The organism is Actinomycetota bacterium, assembly GCA_030776725.1.
Classification (GTDB): domain Bacteria; phylum Actinomycetota; class Nitriliruptoria; order Nitriliruptorales; family JAHWKO01; genus JAHWKW01.
In genome coordinates this window covers 1-15,119 of record JALYHG010000181.1, presented here as the reverse complement: position 1 = coordinate 15,119, position 15,119 = coordinate 1, and the positions used below count along the sequence as shown (strand labels likewise).

Sequence of the window (15,119 nt, the reverse complement as noted above, 5' to 3'; positions counted from 1 at the left end):
GCTTGCGGATGCCGCCGACAGCGCGGCGCGGACCCTTGCGGGTGCGGGCGTTGGTGTGGGTGCGCTGACCGCGAACCGGGAGACCGAGACGGTGGCGGATGCCCTGGTAGCTGCCGATCTCGATCTTCCGCTTGATGTTGTTGGCGACCTCACGCCGCAGGTCGCCCTCCACCCGGAGGTTGTTGTCGATGTACAGCCGGATGCGCTGCACCTCGTCGTCGGTCAGGTCACGGACGCGCGTGTCACCGTTGCACCCGACCGCCACGCAGATCTCCTCGGCGGTGCTCTCGCCGACCCCGTAGATGTAGGTGAGCGCGACCGTCACCCGCTTGTCGCGGGGAAGGTCGACACCGGCGATACGGGCCACGCTGTCCTCCTTCGTCTCAGCCTTGGCGTTGCTTGTGGCGCGGGTTGGTGCAGATCACCATCACGCGTCCCTTGCGGCGGATGATCTTGCAGTTGTCGCAGATCCGCTTCACGGATGGGTGAACCTTCACGGACGTGTCCTTCTCACGGCCGGCGCGCCGGCTGGCCGCTACTTGTAGCGGTAGGTGATGCGACCACGCGTGAGGTCGTAGGGGCTGAGCTCGACGACCACCCGGTCGCCGGGGAGGATCCGGATGTAGTGCATCCGCATCTTCCCGGAGATGTGGGCCAGCACCTTGTGCCCGTTGTCCAGCTCCACGCGGAACATGGTGTTCGGCAGCGGTTCGAGGACGGTGCCCTCGACCTGGATGGCCTCTTCCTTCTCCGCCAAAGCCGGGTTCCTCACGTCGTGGGTCGTGCGGCTCGACGCGGCCGCACACGTCAGTACGCGGTCGGGTCGGAACGAGAGTATGGCCCGGTCAGGCCGGGCCTAGGGCTGAGGCTACCAGTCGGGTAGAGGCTCGTCCAACGGCCGTGCCGGCTCGTCGTGGCGCGCGGTGAGCACCCATGGTCCGTCCTCGGTGATCGCCACGGTGTGCTCCCAGTGCACGGACGGGCGGCCGTCGGCGGTCACCACCGTCCAGCCGTCTTCCAGCGTCCGGGTCCGCGCAGCGCCGAGGTTGAACATCGGCTCGATCGCGAGGACCCACCCGCGCGACAGCCGCAGGCCCCGCCCGGGGCTGCCGTAGTTGGGGACCGCCGGGTCCTCGTGCAGCGACCGGCCGATGCCATGCCCGACGTACTCACGAACCACGCCGTAGCCGTGTTCGGCGGCATGCGCCTCGATGGCCGCGCCGATGTCGCCGAGTCGCCGCCCGTGGACGGCCTCCTGCAACCCCGCCCACAACCCCCGACGGGTGGTGGTCAGCAGATCGCGGAGCTCCGGTTTGAGGCTCTCCTCACCGCCGACCGGGATGGTGATCGCCGAGTCGCCGTGGAAGCCGTCCACGATCGCACCACAGTCGATCGACAGCAGGTCTCCTTCAGCCAGGACCACCTGTTTGGACGGGATGCCGTGCACGATCTCGTGGTTGACCGACGTGCACAGCGATGCCGGGAAGCCGCGGTACCCCTTGAAGGACGGCACCGCGCCTTGGCCGCGGATGACGTCCTCGGCGACCCGGTCGAGGTCGAGCGTGGTCATGCCTGGCTCGACCGTGGCGATCAGCCGTTCCAGGGTGCGGGCAACGACCTGGCCGGCCTTGGCCATCTTGGTGATGTCGTCGGCGGACTTCCGGATGATCATGGGTGGTCTTCCGGCGGGGGGACGTACTCGCCGAGGGTCCCGAGCGCACGTTTGAGGACGTCCTGTACCGACCCGACCGCGTCGACGTCGCGGAGCAGGCCGCGCTGCCAGTAGAAGAACTCCAAAGGCTCGGTCTGGCGGTGGTAGACGTCGAGCCGGTTCCGCACGACGTCCTCCGTATCATCCTCGCGGTGCACCAACTGTCCGCCGCAGGGACAAGCGTCGTCCTCCGGCGGCGGATCGAAGTCGACGTGGTAGTTGCGACCACAGTCGTCGCACACCCGCCGGCCCGTGATGCGCCGCACCACCTCGTCTTCGTCGATCGAGAACCGCAGCACGCAATCCAACGGCTGTCGCAGATCGGCGAGGAGCCCCTCGAGCTCCTGCGCCTGGGGGACGGTCCGCGGGAAACCGTCCAGCACGAACCCGTTGGCGGCGTCGTCCTCTTGGAGGCGGTCGCGGACCATGGCGATCACCAGGTCGTCGGGCACCAGCTCACCGGAGCTCATGTACTGCTCGGCCTTCTGCCCCAGCTCGGTGCCGTTGCGCACGTGGGCGCGGAAGATGTCACCGGTCGCGATGTGCGGGATGCCGTAGACCTCGGCGACACGCCTGGCCTGAGTTCCCTTCCCCGCCCCGGGCGGGCCGAGGAGGATGACGCGCAACGCTTCGTCTTCCGCCACCTCCTGGGTCATGCCAGGAAGCCCTCGTAGTTGCGCTGCAGCAGCTGGCTCTCGATCTGCTTCATGGTCTCGAGCGCCACCCCGACCACGATCAGCAGCGAGATCCCTCCGAGCGGGAACGACGTCACGTTGGCCAGCGCCAACGCCGCGAACGGGATCACCGCGACGGTGGTGAGGTACAGCGAGCCGGGGAGCGTGATCCGGCTCAGCACCCGGTCCAGGTACTCGGCGGTGGCGCGACCCGGCCGGATGCCGGGGATGAAACCCCCGTAGCGCTTGATGTTGTCGGCGACCTCAACCGGGTTGAAGGCGATCGCCGTGTAGAAGTAGGTGAAGAACATGTTGAGAGCGGCGAACACCCCGATGTACACGAAGCTGCTGGGGTTGGCGAGGTAGCGATCGTTGAACTCGACCATGGGCTGCCACGCCGTGATCGACGCGGCCAGCGTCGGGAGGTACATCATCGACGACGCGAAGATGATCGGGATGACGCCTGCCTGGTTGACCTTCAGCGGGATGTAGGTGCTCTGGCCACCGTAGACCCGCCGACCGACCTGCCGCCGCGCGTACTGAACGGGGATGCGTCGCTGGCCCTGCTCCATGAACACGATCGCGATCGTGAGGAAGATCCCCAGGACCATGACCATGGTGAACACGAACCCGCCGCGGGTCGCCAGGACGTTACCGCCCTGGGCGGGCATCGCCGCGATGATCGAGACGTAGATCAGCAGCGACATGCCGTTGCCGACCCCACGCTGGGTGATCAGCTCGCCGAGCCACATGATGAACGACGTGCCGGCGGTCAGGGTCAGGACGATCAGCGCGATCGTCCAGGCGTCAGCGTCCGGCAGGACGTTCTGACCGAAGAGGGAGTTCTGGCCGGACTGGCGGGCCAGGACGGTTAGCCCGCTGGACTGCAGCAGTGCCAGCCCGACCGTGACGTACCGCGTCCACTGGGTGATCTTACGGCGTCCCTGCTCGCCCTCGCGCTGCCACTGCTCGAGCCGAGGGATCACCACAGCCAGCAGCTGCATGATGATGCTCGCGGTGATGTACGGCATGATCCCGAGCGCGAACACCGCCATCTGGGTGAGTGCCCCACCGGAGAACATGTTGATCAGGGCCGTCAGCCCCGACTGGTCACCGGCCGCGGCGCGGACGAGGTCGAAATCCACACCCGGGACCGGGATCCAGGACCCCAAGCGGAAGATCCCGATGATCACCACGGTGAACAGGATCTTGCGCCGCAGGTCCGGCGCCTTGAAGGCGTTGATGAAGGCCCTGAGCATCCGATCCCGCCCGTTCTGCGACCGACCACTTCCAAGCGGCCGGGAGGACTGGCGAGCCTACCGGCTCGCGCGCGACTCCACGGACCCACCGGCGGCCGTGATCTTGTCGCGAGCTGACCTCGATACGCGATCGACCCGCACGGTCAGCTGCGTGGACAGCTCGCCGTGGCCCAGCACCTTGACCGGATGCTTGCTCTTGCCGACCAGTCCGCGCTCGCGGAGGGTGTCCGCGGTGACCTCGTCACCGTCAGCGAACGCAGCGTCGAGCTTGGCGACGTTGACGATCGCGTACTCGACGCGGCTGCGCGGGGTGCCGAAACCGGGCAGCTTCGGCTGGCGGCGCTTCAACGGCATCTGACCGCCTTCGAAACCGACGGGGACGGTCCCACGGGCGCCGGTGCCTTTGGTGCCCCGGCCTGCGGTCTTCCCGCCCTTGCCGCGGTCACCGCGGCCGACGCGCCGCTTGGCGCGCGTCGCTCCCTCGGCGGGCTTGAGGTGGTGGACCTTCATGAGTTGTCCTTGTCGTCTACGCGGGCTTCGGCCTGCACCACCTCGAACTCGACGAGGTGAGCGACCTTGCGGAGCATCCCGCGGATCTCGGGACGGTCGGGCTGCACCACGGTGTGGCGGATGCGGCGCAGCCCGAGTGAACGCACGGTGTCGCGCTGGCCCCTGGGCCGGCCGATCAGCGAACGGATCTGTGTGATGCGCAGCGCGGCGGTGGGCTCGGCCACGTCACGCCCCCTCGCGGAGCGTCTCGATCATCGCTTTGGGGGCGACCTCTTCCAGCGGCTTGTCACGCAGCCGCGCGATCTCCTCGGGGCGCTTCTGACCTTGCAGGGCAGCGACCGTGGCGTGGATCACGTTGATCGGGTTCTGCGTCCCGAGCGACTTCGCCAGGATGTCAGAGATCCCCGCGGCCTCCACCACGGCACGGACGGGACCACCCGCGATCACCCCGGTCCCGGGTGCCGCTGGCTTGAGCAGCACCCTCCCGGCTCCCGCGTGACCGACCATGGGATGAACGATGGTCCGTCCGACCATCGGGACCTCGAAGAAGTTCTTCTTCGCCTCCTCCACGCCCTTCTGGATCGCCGACTGCACCTCCCGTGCCTTGCCGTGGCCAACCCCGACGGTCCCCTTGCCGTCGCCCACGACGACGAGCGCGGTGAACTGGAACCGCCGACCTCCCTTCACCACCTTGGCCACGCGGTTGATGTCCACGACGCGTTCGTCGTACTGCTCTCGGGCGTCGTCGCGGCCGCGGCCGCGACCTCTGCTGGGACGTGCCATGTCGTATCGCTCCTCAGCCCGGCCTGCATAGCCGGGCTCGTCGTCAACTAGAAGTCCAGACCCGCCTCGCGGGCGCCGTCGGCCAGGGCCTTGACCCGGCCGGCGTAGCGGAAACCGCCACGGTCGAACACGACCCGCGTGACCCCAGCCTGCCTGGCGCGCTCGCCGACGGCCTCGCCGACGCGTCGCGCCACATCGCTCTTGCCGCCAGCGTCGGCGTCGCCCACCTGTGGTTCGAGCGACGAAGCGGCTACCAGTGTGTGGCCGCGGTCGTCGTCGATGACCTGCGCGTAGATCGCGCTGTTGCTGCGGTACACCGACAGGCGCGGCCTGTCGGCCGTGCCTCGGATCTGCTTGGCGATCCTGGCGGCGCGGCGGCGGCGCCCCGCACGCTTGACGTTGGTATCCATCGTGGCCTCCTGCTTCAGCGACCGGCGGCCTTCCCCGCCTTGCGACGGACCTGCTCGCCCTCGTACCGGATCCCCTTGCCCTTGTAGGGCTCGGGTTCGCGGACCGCCCGGATGTTCGCAGCGGTCTGGCCGACCAGAACCTTGTCGATGCCGCTCACCACGACGCGGTTCGGGGTCGGGACCTGCAACTCGATGCCTTGGGGAGCCTCCACGGTGACCGGATGGCTGAACCCCACCTGCAGCTCGACGCTGGCGCCGCTCGCGGCGGCCCGGTAGCCCACTCCCACCAACTCGAGCGTCTTCGAGTAGCCCTCGGTCACGCCTTGGACCATGTTCGCGATCAAGGAACGGACCAGACCGTGGCGCTCTCGGCTCTCACGCTCCTCGCTGGTGCGGGTCACCATCACGGCGCCGTCGTCGCCGCGGGTGATCGTCACCCCGGACGGCATCTCGCGGACGAGTTCGCCCTTGGGGCCGCGGACCGTCACGGTGCGACCGGCGATGTCGACCGTGACGCCGTCGGGGACGGGCACCGGGTACTTGCCGACACGGGACATGCTGGGACTCCTCTACCAGACGTAGGCGACGATCTCGCCGCCCCGTCCTTGCCGCCGGGCCTCACGGTCGCTCATGAGCCCTGCGCTGGTGGACAGGACCACGATGCCGAGCCCGCCCAGGACCCGGGGTATCTCGTGGCGCTTGACGTACACGCGCAGCCCGGGCTTGCTGATCCGCCGCAACCCGGTCAACACCCGCTCGCGGTCGGGTCCGTACTTCATCCGCACGTGGAGGGTGGGCTGGGGCTTGGTCGGCTCGACCTCGTAGCCGGAGATGTAGCCCTCTTGTTCGAGGATCTCGGCGATCGACGCCCTCATCTTGGACGACGGCATGCTGGCCTGGTCATGGTACGCCATGGAGGCGTTCCTCAGACGCGTGAGCATGTCCGCGACCGGATCGGTCATCGTCACGGTTGCATCTCCTGCAGGTGGTCGGGAGCGCCAGTGAACCCGCCGGTCGAAGACCGGCTACCAGCTGGCCTTGCGGATCCCCGGCAGCTCACCGCGGTGTGCCATCTCGCGGAAGCAGATCCGGCACAGCATGAAGTGACGGAACACCGCCCGTGAGCGTCCGCAGCGGGCGCACCGGGTGTTCTCCTGTGTCGAGAACTTCGGTTCGCGCTTCGCCTTCGCGATCAGCGACTTCTTCGCCATGGTCGTTCCTCGTCGGTCGGTCTTGCTCGTTGGCCGACAGCCTTCCGGGTCGGCTGCCCACTGGTTCGTCCGTGCTCAAGTCGCGGGCCGGGCGAACGGCACGCCGAGCTCCTCGAGCAGCGCGCGGCCGGCCTCGTCCGTATCCGCGGTCGTCACGAACGTGATGTCCATCCCGCGTACCGCGTCGATGTCGTCGTAGTCGATCTCGGGGAAGATCAGCTGCTCGGTCACGCCGAACGTGTAGTTACCCCGTCCGTCGAACGAACGCGGGTTCAGCCCGCGGAAGTCCCGGACCCGCGGCAGCGCGATCGTCAGCAGCCTCTCGGCGAACTCCCACATCCGGTCTCCGCGCAGCGTCACCTTCGCGCCGATCGCCATGCCGGCACGCAGCTTGAAGCCGGCGATGGACTTGCGCGCCCGGTTCACCTTCGGCCGCTGGCCAGTGATCGCCGACAGATCGTTGATCGCGCCCTCCAGCGCCTTGGCGTCGTTGATGGCTTCCCCGAGCCCCACGTTGACGACGATCTTCTCGAGCCTGGGCACGGCCATCACGTTGGTGAGGTCGAGCCGCTCCATCACGGCAGGGATGATCTCGTCGTGGTACCGCCGCTTGAACCGCGGGACGTACCGCTCGGTGGTGGTGGTCATGATCGGTCCTCGTCTAGAAGGTTCCGCCGCAACGCCGACAGACGCGAGCCTTGCTGCGTCGCTCGCCATCGTCGGCCAGGGCGAACCCGACCCGGGTCGCCTCCCCGCACGACGGGCACACCGGCTGCACGTTGGAGATGTGGACCGGTGCTTCCGTCTCGATGATGCCGCCTTCCTGCGCTCCGCGTGCGGTCTGCTGCAGACGCTGGTGCTTCCTCACGAAGTTGACGCCCTCGACCAGCACCCGGTCGCGATCGTGCAGGACGCGGATGACCCGCCCCTCCTTCCCGCGGTCCTTCCCGGCGATCACCCGGACGCGGTCGTCCTTGCGCACACGTTGCATCACAGCACCTCCGGGGCGAGCGACACGATCCGCATGAACCGATGATCTCGCAGCTCCCGGCCGACCGGCCCGAAGATGCGCGTGCCGCGGGGGGTCCCGTCAGGACGGATCACGACGCAGGCGTTCTCGTCGAACCTGATGTAGGACCCGTCGGGACGACGCTTCTCCTTCTGGGTGCGCACCACGACGCACCGGACGACGTCGCCCTTGCGGACGTTGGAAGCCGGGATCGCGTCCTTGACCGTGGCGATAAACGTGTCACCGATCGACGCGTAGCGCCGGCCTGAGCCTCCGAGGACGCGGATGCAGAGCACCTCGCGGGCACCGCTGTTGTCGGCCACGCGCAGGCGCGACTCTTGCTGGATCATCTCTGGGTCATTTCTGTCACCGGGTCTGTCATCGGGCGGTCCACCGACGGCACCGGTCGAGCGGCTACTTCGCCCGCTCGACGATCTCCGCCAGCCTCCAACGTTTCGTCTTGCTCAGGGGCCGGGTCTCCACGATCCGGACACGGTCGCCGATGGCTGCGTCGTTGCGCTCGTCGTGGGCGTGGTACGTCGTCGAGCGCTGCATCGTCTTGCCGTACAGCGGATGGGTGGTTCGCCGGTCGACGCTGACGACGATGGTCTTGTCGGCGGCGTCGCTGACCACCAACCCGGTCCGTTCCTTGCGGCGGGCGCGGCCGGAAACGGCTGTTGTGGTGTCGCTCACGTCGGTCACCTCGGCGTTTCGGCGGCGTCGGCGGCGAGCTCGCGCTCGCGGAGCACGGTCAGGCAGCGGGCGATCTCGCGCTTGACCTGCTCGAGGCGGCGCGGGTTGTCCAGCTGACCGGTGACGTGCTGGAAACGTAGGTTGAACAGCTCGTCCTTGTGCTCGGTCAGGTGCTGTCGCAGCTCAGCCTCGGGGAGCTCGCGCAGTTCGGTGGCGTCCACGGTCAGATCTCCTCGCGCGTCACGAACTTGGTCTGGACGGGCAGCTTGTGGCTGGCGCGGCGCATGGCCTCGCGCGCCAGCTCCTCAGACACGCCCGACAGCTCGAACATCACCCGACCCGGACGGACAGCGGCGATCCAGTGATCAGGCGAGCCCTTCCCGGAACCCATGCGGGTCTCGAGCGGCTTCTTGGTCACCGGACGGTCGGGGAAGATCGTGATCCGGACCTTCCCTCCGCGGCGGATCGCGCGGGTCATCGCCACACGTGCCGCCTCGATCTGGCGGGCGGTGATCCACCCGTGGGTCGTGGCCTTCAAGCCGTAGTCGCCGACGTGGACCTCGGTGTGTCCCGTCGCCAGCCCGCGTAGCGGCTTGGGGCGGTGCTGCTTCCGGTGCTTGACACGCTTCGGCGAGAGCATCAGCCACCCTCCCCTTCGCTCTTCGACGGGTCCTCGGGTTCGTCGGTGGACCCGCGGTGCGGTTTCGTCTCGACGAACTCGGTGTCCTCCACGGACGGCTCCGGCGCCGCGTCAGGCGCCACGTCGGCGACCGACATCGGGCCGGATTGCGCTGGCGCGGCGTCGGTCGTGGCCTCCTCGACGTCGTGCCTGGCGGTCTTGCCGCGCTCGTCGACGGTCACGGCGTGAGGCTCCGCGGCCTGCCCTCCGCCACGGTGCCCGGCCGTCACGTCAGGAGCCGGCGTGGCGGTGTCCTGCTGCTCGGGCGTGGGGACGGCAGGCGTCTCCTTCGCCACCTGCTCGGCGGTCCCCTCATCGGGTGGAGACGCCGGCGACGTCGTCTGGGCGTGCTCCCGCCGTTCGGCCTGCTCGTCGCCGAGACCAGCGGCCCGAGCGGCAGCGCGGGCGGCCTTGCGGGCGGCCTTGCGGCGGCTGGGGCGGTCGTCGGTGGGGCGTCCCTCGGCCGCTGCCTTGGCACGCTGCATGGCGCGCTGGGTCTCGATGTCCTCGGCCGACGGCAGCTGGTCGCCCTTGTAGATCCACACCTTCACGCCGATGCGCCCGTAGGTCGTGCGGGCCTCGTCGAAGCCGTAGTCCACCACGGCACGTAGCGTGTGCAGCGGCACCCGGCCCTCGCGGTACCACTCCGACCGGCTCATCTCGGAGCCACCGAGCCGGCCCGCCACCTGCACGCGAACCCCTTGGGCGCCCGCCTTCTGCGCCGACTGCACCGCGCGGCGCATCGCACGCCGGAACGACACCCGACCGCGGAGCTGCTCGGCGGTGTTGAAGGCCAGCACCTGCGCGTCGAGCTCGGGGTTCTTGATCTCGAGGATGTTCAGCTTGATCTGCTTGCCGGTCATCTTCTCCAGCGCGCCACGGATCGCGTCGGCCTCGCTACCCCGGCGCCCGATCACGATCCCCGGCCGGGCCGCGTGGACGTTGATGTCGACCCGGTCGTCGGTCCGGACGATCTCCACCCGCGAGATCCCGGCATGCCGCACCCGCTCCTTGATGTACTCACGGATCCGGGCGTCCTCGTGCAGGTAGTCCGCGTACTTCTTGTCCGCGAACCACTTGGATCTCCAGTCGGTCGTGACACCGAGCCGGAACCCGTACGGGTGTACCTTCTGTCCCACTCTCAGTTCTCCTTCGTGGTCCGGGGCGCGTTCAGTCCTGTGGTGCGGCCGCCGGCCGGGCGGGCTCGCGCGTGCCCACGACGACCGTGATGTGACTCGTCCGCTTGCGGATGCGGTACGCGCGTCCCAGGGCCCGCGGTTGCCAGCGTCGCAAGGTCGGTCCGTCGTCGGCGTAGGCGTTGATGACCCACAGCTCGTCGGGGTCGAGGCCGTCGTTGTTCTCCGCGTTGGCGATCGCGGAGTCCAGAACCTTCCGCAGGGGCCTGGCAGCGCCCTTCCCGGAGAAGTCCAGGATACGGCGTGCCTCCTCGACGTGCTCGCCCTTGACCAGGTCCGTCAGCTGCCGGACCTTGGTCGGCGAGACACGCACGTACTTCGCCGTCGCCTTGGTCTGTGCCATGGGTCGCTGTCATCCTCTCCGCCGGGCGTCGCCGGGGTCACCGCCGACGGGTCTGTGCCGACTTCTCGCCGGCGCCCCTCCACTTGATCACGCGGGTCGGAGCGAACTCGCCGAGTTTGTGGCCGACCATGTTCTCCGAGATGTAGACCGGCACGTGCTTGCGGCCGTCGTGGACCGCGATGGTGTGTCCGACCATCTCGGGGAAGATCGTCGAGCGGCGTGACCAGGTCTTGATCACGCGTTTGTCACCTCTGGCGTTCATCTCGTCCACCTTCTTCATCAGGTGGTCGTCGACGAACGGTCCCTTCTTCAGGCTGCGTGGCATGGTGTCTGGAGCCTCCTCTAGCGGCGCCGGCCGCCGCGGCGGCGGATGATCTGCTTGTCGGACGCCTTGCCCTTCTTGCGGGTCCGTCGCTGGGGGTTGCCCCACGGGTCGGTCGGGTGCCGGCCGCCCGACGACTTGCCCTCACCGCCGCCGAGCGGGTGGTCCACCGGGTTCATCGCCACTCCGCGGGTCTGCGGGCGGCGGCCCTTCCAGCGCGACCGGCCGGCTTTGCCGGCGCTGACCAGCTCGTGCTCCTCGTTCCCGACGGTCCCCACGGTCGCGCGGCAGCGGCTGTCCACCAGGCGGATCTCACCCGACGGCAGCCGCAGGGCGGCGTTACGCCCCTCCTTGGCCAACAGCTGGATCTGGGTCCCCGCCGAGCGTCCGAGCTTCGCGCCGCCGCCGGGGCGCAGCTCCACGGCGTGGACGGTGGTCCCTAGGGGGATGCTGCGCAGCGGCATCGCGTTGCCAGGTTGGACGTCGGCTCCCTCCCCCGACTCGATCCGCATCCCGGGGACCAGCCCCTTGGGCGCGAGGATGTAGCGCTTCTCGCCATCGTGGTAGTGCAGCAGCGCGATCCGCGCGGACCGGTTGGGGTCGTACTCGATCGTGGCCACGGTCGCGGGGACACCGTCCTTGTCCCGGCGGAAATCGATCAAGCGGTACTGGCGCTTGTGACGCCCGCCGCGATGGCGGCTCGTGATGCGGCCGTGGACGTTCCGCCCCGACGTCCGGGGCAGTGGACGCAGGAGGGACTTCTCCGGCTCGGTCTCGGTGATGGAGCCGAAGTCGGACACCGACATGCCCCGGCGGGCGTTCGTCGTCGGCTTGTACTTACGGTTCGGCATTCATCTGCTCCTCGGTGCGTACACCGCGTCGTGCGGCACCCGCCTGTTCGTCACACGCCGGCGTCGAAGATCTCGATCTCGTCACCGGGCGCCAGGGTCACGATCGCCCGCTTGACGTCGGGGCGCTTACCCCAGGTCCATCCCCGGCGTTTGCGCTTGCCGCGCCGGTTGAGGGTGTTGACGCTGACGACCTTGACGCGGAAGATCTTCTCGACGGCGACCTTTATCTCGGTCTTGTTCGCCGACGGGTGGACGACGAAGGTATACTTGTTGTCATCCAGCAGGCCGTAGCTCTTCTCGGAGACAACCGGCCGGATGATGACGTCACGGTGGTCCTTCACGCCGTGACCTCCTCGGCCCCGCCGGTGTCGGGCGCGGCGGGTGCCGCGGTGTCGGTGCGCCGACCGGTCGCGATCAGCGGCAGCGCCGCCTCCTCGAACACGACCACGTCGCTCTTGAGCACGTCGAACGTGTTGAGCTGATCGACCGTGAGGACGTGGACATCTGGCAGGTTACGGAAGGACTTGAAGGTCGGCAGGTGCAGCGTGCCGAGCACCACCAGGACCTTGCGGTCGTCGAGGCCCCAGCTGGTCAGCGCCGCGACCGCCTCTTTGGTGCGCGGCTGATCGATCGTCAGGCCACGGACGACCGTGACGTCCCCGCCGATGGCGCGGTCGGTCAGGGCCGAGCTCAACGCCACGCGCTTCATCTTCTTGTTGATGCGCTGGCTGTGGTTCTCGTCGGCCGTACGGCCGTGCGCGACGCCGCCTCCGACCCACTGCGGGGAGCGGATGGAGCCGTGCCGCGCCCGCCCGGTGCCCTTCTGGCGCCACGGCTTGCGGCCACCGCCACGGACCTCGCCACGGGTCTTGGTCCTGGCTGAGTCCTGGCGGGCGTTGGCCAGCTGGGCGGTGACGACCTGGTGCATCAGTGGCACGTTGACCTGGCCGCCGAACCACTGCGCGGGGAGCTCGGCTGTGCCGACGGTCTCGCCCGACAGGTCCTTGACGTCGACCGTCAGCGACGGTCCGCGCGGTTGTCCGGTCATCGCTCAGCTCCAGTCCGCGCCGGCGCCTTCACCGCGTCCTGGATCAGGACCACGGACCCGTTCGGGCCGGGCACGGCTCCCTTGACCAGGAGCAGGTTGCGGGCAGGGTCGACGTCGGCGACTTCCAGGCTCTGGATCGTCACCCGCTGGTTCCCCGTCCGGCCCGCCATGCGCTGGCCAGGGAACGTGCGCGCTGGGGTCGCGCAGGCTCCGATCGCGCCAGGGTGGCGGTTCTTCTTCTTGACGCCGTGGCCATCACCCATCCCAGCGAAGTTGTGGCGCTTCATCACGCCGGCGAAGCCCTTGCCCTTGCCGCGACCGCTGACGTCGACCAGGTCGCCGGCGGCGAACACGTCACACGTCACCGTGGCGCCGAGCTCGGTGTCCGGCGCGGCGTCCAACCGGACCTCGGCGATGGTGCGTGCGCGCTCGGCGCCGGCCTTGGCCAGGTGGCCGGCGAGTGGCTTGTTCACCTTGCGGCGTGTGCCGTACGCCAGCTGCAGGGCGTTGTAGCCGTCAGTCTCGACCGTCTTGACCTGCGTCACCGTGCACGGACCAGCCTGGATGACCGTCACGGGGATCACCCGGCCGTCATCGTCGAAGACCTGGGTCATCCCGAGCTTGCTGCCCAAGATCCCTCTCGATGCCATGTCTCGCTCTCTTCCTACTCTCGTCAACGTCTGCGGTAGACAGGTGGGTCTCGATGTGCCCGACTGGTCTTGAACGGGGTGGAGGGCACACCGGCAGCCACCGAGCTACAACTTGATCTCGATGTCGACACCCGTCGGCAGCGACAGGCCCATGAGCTTGTCGATCGTCTTCTGGGTTGGCATGTGGATGTCGATCAGCCGCTTGTGGGTGCGCATCTCGAAGTGCTCACGCGAGTCCTTGTACTTGTGGGGCGACCGGATCACGCACCACACGTTGCGCTCGGTCGGCAGCGGAACCGGCCCGGTGACGTGGGCACCGGTCGCCTCGACGGTGTCGACGATCTCGCGCGCGGAACGGTCGAGGACCTCGTGGTCGTAGGCCTTCAGCCGGATCCTGATCTTCTGCTCTGCCATCTGTCTTCTTCTCTCCTGCGGTTCGCCGTCCTGGGCGGGCCGCGGTCGTCACTGCCTTCTGGGTGTCGGCCTTCTGGTGTCGCCCGTAGGGCGACTGGTCTTCGCGGAGCCCGAGGGCGACACCCAGAGGCGCTCAGGGCTTGAGCCCCGGGCGGACACCACCGCAGCTCATTTGATGATCTTGGTGACCCTCCCGGCGCCCACGGTGCGGCCACCCTCGCGGATGGCGAACCGCAGCCCCTCATCCATCGCGATCGGCGAGATCAACTCCACCGTCATCTGGGTGTTGTCACCCGGCATCACCATCTCCACCCCCTCAGGCAGACGCGCCTCACCGGTCACATCCGTGGTCCGGAAGTAGAACTGCGGCCGGTACCCGGTGAAGAACGGCGTGTGACGACCCCCCTCCTCCTTGGACAAGATGTACACCTGCGCCTCGAACTCCGTGTGCGGCGTGATCGACCCCGGCTGAGCCAACACCTGACCACGCTCCACATCGTCCTTCTTCGTCCCGCGCAACAACACCCCCACGTTGTCGCCCGCCTGACCCTGATCAAGCAGCTTGCGGAACATCTCCACCCCGGTCACCGTCGTCGACGACGTCGGACGGATCCCCACGATCTCCACCGTGTCACCCACCGTGACCACACCCTGCTCGATGCGACCCGTCACCACCGTCCCACGCCCCGTGATCGAGAACACATCCTCGATCGGCATCAAGAACGGCTTGTCCAGATCCCGCTGCGGCTCCTCGAAGTACGTGTCACACGCCTGCATCAACTCGACGATGCCCGCCTCCCACGCCTCATCGCCCTCCAAAGCACGCAACGCCGACCCGCGCACCACCGGCAGATCATCCCCCGGGAACTCGTACTGGCTCAGCAGCTCACGCACCTCCAACTCCACCAGCTCCAACAACTCCTCATCATCCACCAGATCGACCTTGTTCAAGAACACCACGATCTTCGGCACCCCCACCTGACGCGCCAACAACACGTGCTCACGCGTCTGAGGCATCGGCCCATCCACCGCCGACACCACCAAGACCGCCCCATCCATCTGTGCCGCACCCGTGATCATGTTCTTGACGTAATCCGCATGCCCCGGACAATCCACATGCGCGTAGTGACGGTTGTCCGTCTCGTACTCCACATGCGACACCGAGATCGTGATCCCCCGCTCACGCTCCTCAGGCGCCTTATCGATCTGATCGAACGGCGTGAACTGCACGTTCGGGTTCTGCTTGTGCAACACGTTCGTGATCGCCGCCGTCAACGTCGTCTTCCCATGATCGATATGCCCGATCGTGCCGATGTTCAGATGCGGCTTCGTCCGCGCGAACTTCTCCTTGGCCAT

General features: G+C 68.1%; 27 protein-coding genes and 1 pseudogene. All 28 read right to left on the bottom strand.

Going from position 1 to position 15,119, the window contains the following annotated elements; translation table 11 throughout:
• The coding region (gene rpsM / locus M3N57_08600) for a 30S ribosomal protein S13 (GenBank protein MDP9022739.1) at positions 1 to 367 on the bottom strand (367 nt) is incomplete at its 3' end.
• Positions 368 to 383: 16 nt separating this feature from the next.
• Positions 384 to 497: a 50S ribosomal protein L36 gene (rpmJ, locus tag M3N57_08595; protein MDP9022738.1), complete on the bottom strand. Its 114-nt coding sequence runs from the start codon at positions 495 to 497 to the stop codon at positions 384 to 386.
• Positions 498 to 535: 38 nt separating this feature from the next.
• Entirely contained in the window at positions 536 to 757 is a 222-nt protein-coding gene (gene infA, locus M3N57_08590) for a translation initiation factor IF-1 (protein ID MDP9022737.1), read from the bottom strand.
• 111 nt (positions 758 to 868) lie between these two features.
• Positions 869 to 1,672, bottom strand: coding sequence for a type I methionyl aminopeptidase (gene map, locus M3N57_08585; GenBank protein MDP9022736.1), 804 nt, complete (start codon positions 1,670 to 1,672; stop codon positions 869 to 871).
• Positions 1,669 to 2,337, bottom strand: a complete 669-nt coding sequence (locus M3N57_08580) for an adenylate kinase (protein MDP9022735.1) — start codon at positions 2,335 to 2,337, stop codon at positions 1,669 to 1,671. The genes map and M3N57_08580 overlap by 4 nt, the downstream gene beginning before the upstream one ends.
• 26 nt (positions 2,338 to 2,363) lie before the next feature.
• Positions 2,364 to 3,644: a preprotein translocase subunit SecY gene (gene secY, locus M3N57_08575; GenBank protein ID MDP9022734.1), complete on the bottom strand. Its 1,281-nt coding sequence runs from the start codon at positions 3,642 to 3,644 to the stop codon at positions 2,364 to 2,366.
• Between the two features lie 57 nt (positions 3,645 to 3,701).
• Positions 3,702 to 4,154 (bottom strand): 50S ribosomal protein L15, encoded by a 453-nt coding sequence (gene rplO / locus M3N57_08570; GenBank protein ID MDP9022733.1) that lies wholly within the window; start codon positions 4,152 to 4,154, stop codon positions 3,702 to 3,704.
• Positions 4,151 to 4,357, bottom strand: a complete 207-nt coding sequence (rpmD, locus tag M3N57_08565; GenBank protein MDP9022732.1) for a 50S ribosomal protein L30 — start codon at positions 4,355 to 4,357, stop codon at positions 4,151 to 4,153. The genes rplO and rpmD overlap by 4 nt, the downstream gene beginning before the upstream one ends.
• Positions 4,358 to 4,379: 22 nt before the next feature.
• Complete coding sequence (rpsE, locus tag M3N57_08560) at positions 4,380 to 4,937, bottom strand: 30S ribosomal protein S5 (GenBank protein MDP9022731.1); 558 nt, start codon at positions 4,935 to 4,937, stop codon at positions 4,380 to 4,382.
• A gap of 47 nt (positions 4,938 to 4,984) precedes the next feature.
• Positions 4,985 to 5,347, bottom strand: coding sequence for a 50S ribosomal protein L18 (gene rplR / locus M3N57_08555; protein MDP9022730.1), 363 nt, complete (start codon positions 5,345 to 5,347; stop codon positions 4,985 to 4,987).
• Between the two features lie 14 nt (positions 5,348 to 5,361).
• Positions 5,362 to 5,904 carry a 50S ribosomal protein L6 gene (gene rplF / locus M3N57_08550; protein ID MDP9022729.1) on the bottom strand — a complete coding sequence of 181 codons (543 nt, stop codon included), beginning with the start codon at positions 5,902 to 5,904 and terminating at the stop codon, positions 5,362 to 5,364.
• Between the two features lie 12 nt (positions 5,905 to 5,916).
• Complete coding sequence (gene rpsH, locus M3N57_08545) at positions 5,917 to 6,315, bottom strand: 30S ribosomal protein S8 (protein ID MDP9022728.1); 399 nt, start codon at positions 6,313 to 6,315, stop codon at positions 5,917 to 5,919.
• A gap of 57 nt (positions 6,316 to 6,372) precedes the next feature.
• Positions 6,373 to 6,558, bottom strand: coding sequence for a type Z 30S ribosomal protein S14 (locus M3N57_08540; GenBank protein MDP9022727.1), 186 nt, complete (start codon positions 6,556 to 6,558; stop codon positions 6,373 to 6,375).
• A 75-nt stretch (positions 6,559 to 6,633) separates the two neighbouring features.
• Positions 6,634 to 7,206: a 50S ribosomal protein L5 gene (rplE, locus tag M3N57_08535; protein ID MDP9022726.1), complete on the bottom strand. Its 573-nt coding sequence runs from the start codon at positions 7,204 to 7,206 to the stop codon at positions 6,634 to 6,636.
• 13 nt (positions 7,207 to 7,219) lie between these two features.
• On the bottom strand, positions 7,220 to 7,549 hold the full coding sequence (gene rplX / locus M3N57_08530; protein ID MDP9022725.1) for a 50S ribosomal protein L24: 330 nt from the start codon (positions 7,547 to 7,549) through the stop codon (positions 7,220 to 7,222).
• Positions 7,549 to 7,917, bottom strand: a complete 369-nt coding sequence (gene rplN, locus M3N57_08525) for a 50S ribosomal protein L14 (GenBank protein MDP9022724.1) — start codon at positions 7,915 to 7,917, stop codon at positions 7,549 to 7,551. Before rplN ends, rplX begins: the two co-directional genes overlap by 1 nt.
• 64 nt (positions 7,918 to 7,981) lie before the next feature.
• The gene (gene rpsQ / locus M3N57_08520) at positions 7,982 to 8,260 is read right to left on the bottom strand and encodes a 30S ribosomal protein S17 (protein ID MDP9022723.1); all 279 of its coding nucleotides are present in this window, start codon (positions 8,258 to 8,260) and stop codon (positions 7,982 to 7,984) included.
• Positions 8,261 to 8,265: 5 nt separating this feature from the next.
• On the bottom strand, positions 8,266 to 8,481 hold the full coding sequence (rpmC, locus tag M3N57_08515; GenBank protein MDP9022722.1) for a 50S ribosomal protein L29: 216 nt from the start codon (positions 8,479 to 8,481) through the stop codon (positions 8,266 to 8,268).
• 2 nt (positions 8,482 to 8,483) lie between these two features.
• Positions 8,484 to 8,900: a 50S ribosomal protein L16 gene (rplP, locus tag M3N57_08510; GenBank protein MDP9022721.1), complete on the bottom strand. Its 417-nt coding sequence runs from the start codon at positions 8,898 to 8,900 to the stop codon at positions 8,484 to 8,486.
• Positions 8,901 to 9,175: 275 nt separating this feature from the next.
• Positions 9,176 to 10,078 (bottom strand): annotated as a pseudogene (gene rpsC / locus M3N57_08505) (30S ribosomal protein S3).
• 31 nt (positions 10,079 to 10,109) lie between these two features.
• Positions 10,110 to 10,478, bottom strand: coding sequence for a 50S ribosomal protein L22 (gene rplV / locus M3N57_08500; GenBank protein ID MDP9022720.1), 369 nt, complete (start codon positions 10,476 to 10,478; stop codon positions 10,110 to 10,112).
• A gap of 37 nt (positions 10,479 to 10,515) precedes the next feature.
• Positions 10,516 to 10,803, bottom strand: coding sequence for a 30S ribosomal protein S19 (gene rpsS, locus M3N57_08495; protein ID MDP9022719.1), 288 nt, complete (start codon positions 10,801 to 10,803; stop codon positions 10,516 to 10,518).
• Between the two features lie 17 nt (positions 10,804 to 10,820).
• On the bottom strand, positions 10,821 to 11,651 hold the full coding sequence (gene rplB / locus M3N57_08490; protein ID MDP9022718.1) for a 50S ribosomal protein L2: 831 nt from the start codon (positions 11,649 to 11,651) through the stop codon (positions 10,821 to 10,823).
• A 50-nt stretch (positions 11,652 to 11,701) separates the two neighbouring features.
• Entirely contained in the window at positions 11,702 to 11,992 is a 291-nt protein-coding gene (rplW, locus tag M3N57_08485; GenBank protein MDP9022717.1) for a 50S ribosomal protein L23, read from the bottom strand.
• On the bottom strand, positions 11,989 to 12,699 hold the full coding sequence (gene rplD / locus M3N57_08480; protein ID MDP9022716.1) for a 50S ribosomal protein L4: 711 nt from the start codon (positions 12,697 to 12,699) through the stop codon (positions 11,989 to 11,991). Before rplD ends, rplW begins: the two co-directional genes overlap by 4 nt.
• Positions 12,696 to 13,349, bottom strand: coding sequence for a 50S ribosomal protein L3 (rplC, locus tag M3N57_08475; GenBank protein MDP9022715.1), 654 nt, complete (start codon positions 13,347 to 13,349; stop codon positions 12,696 to 12,698). The genes rplD and rplC overlap by 4 nt, the downstream gene beginning before the upstream one ends.
• 105 nt (positions 13,350 to 13,454) lie before the next feature.
• Complete coding sequence (rpsJ, locus tag M3N57_08470; GenBank protein ID MDP9022714.1) at positions 13,455 to 13,763, bottom strand: 30S ribosomal protein S10; 309 nt, start codon at positions 13,761 to 13,763, stop codon at positions 13,455 to 13,457.
• Between the two features lie 168 nt (positions 13,764 to 13,931).
• The gene (gene tuf, locus M3N57_08465) at positions 13,932 to 15,119 is read right to left on the bottom strand and encodes an elongation factor Tu (GenBank protein ID MDP9022713.1); all 1,188 of its coding nucleotides are present in this window, start codon (positions 15,117 to 15,119) and stop codon (positions 13,932 to 13,934) included.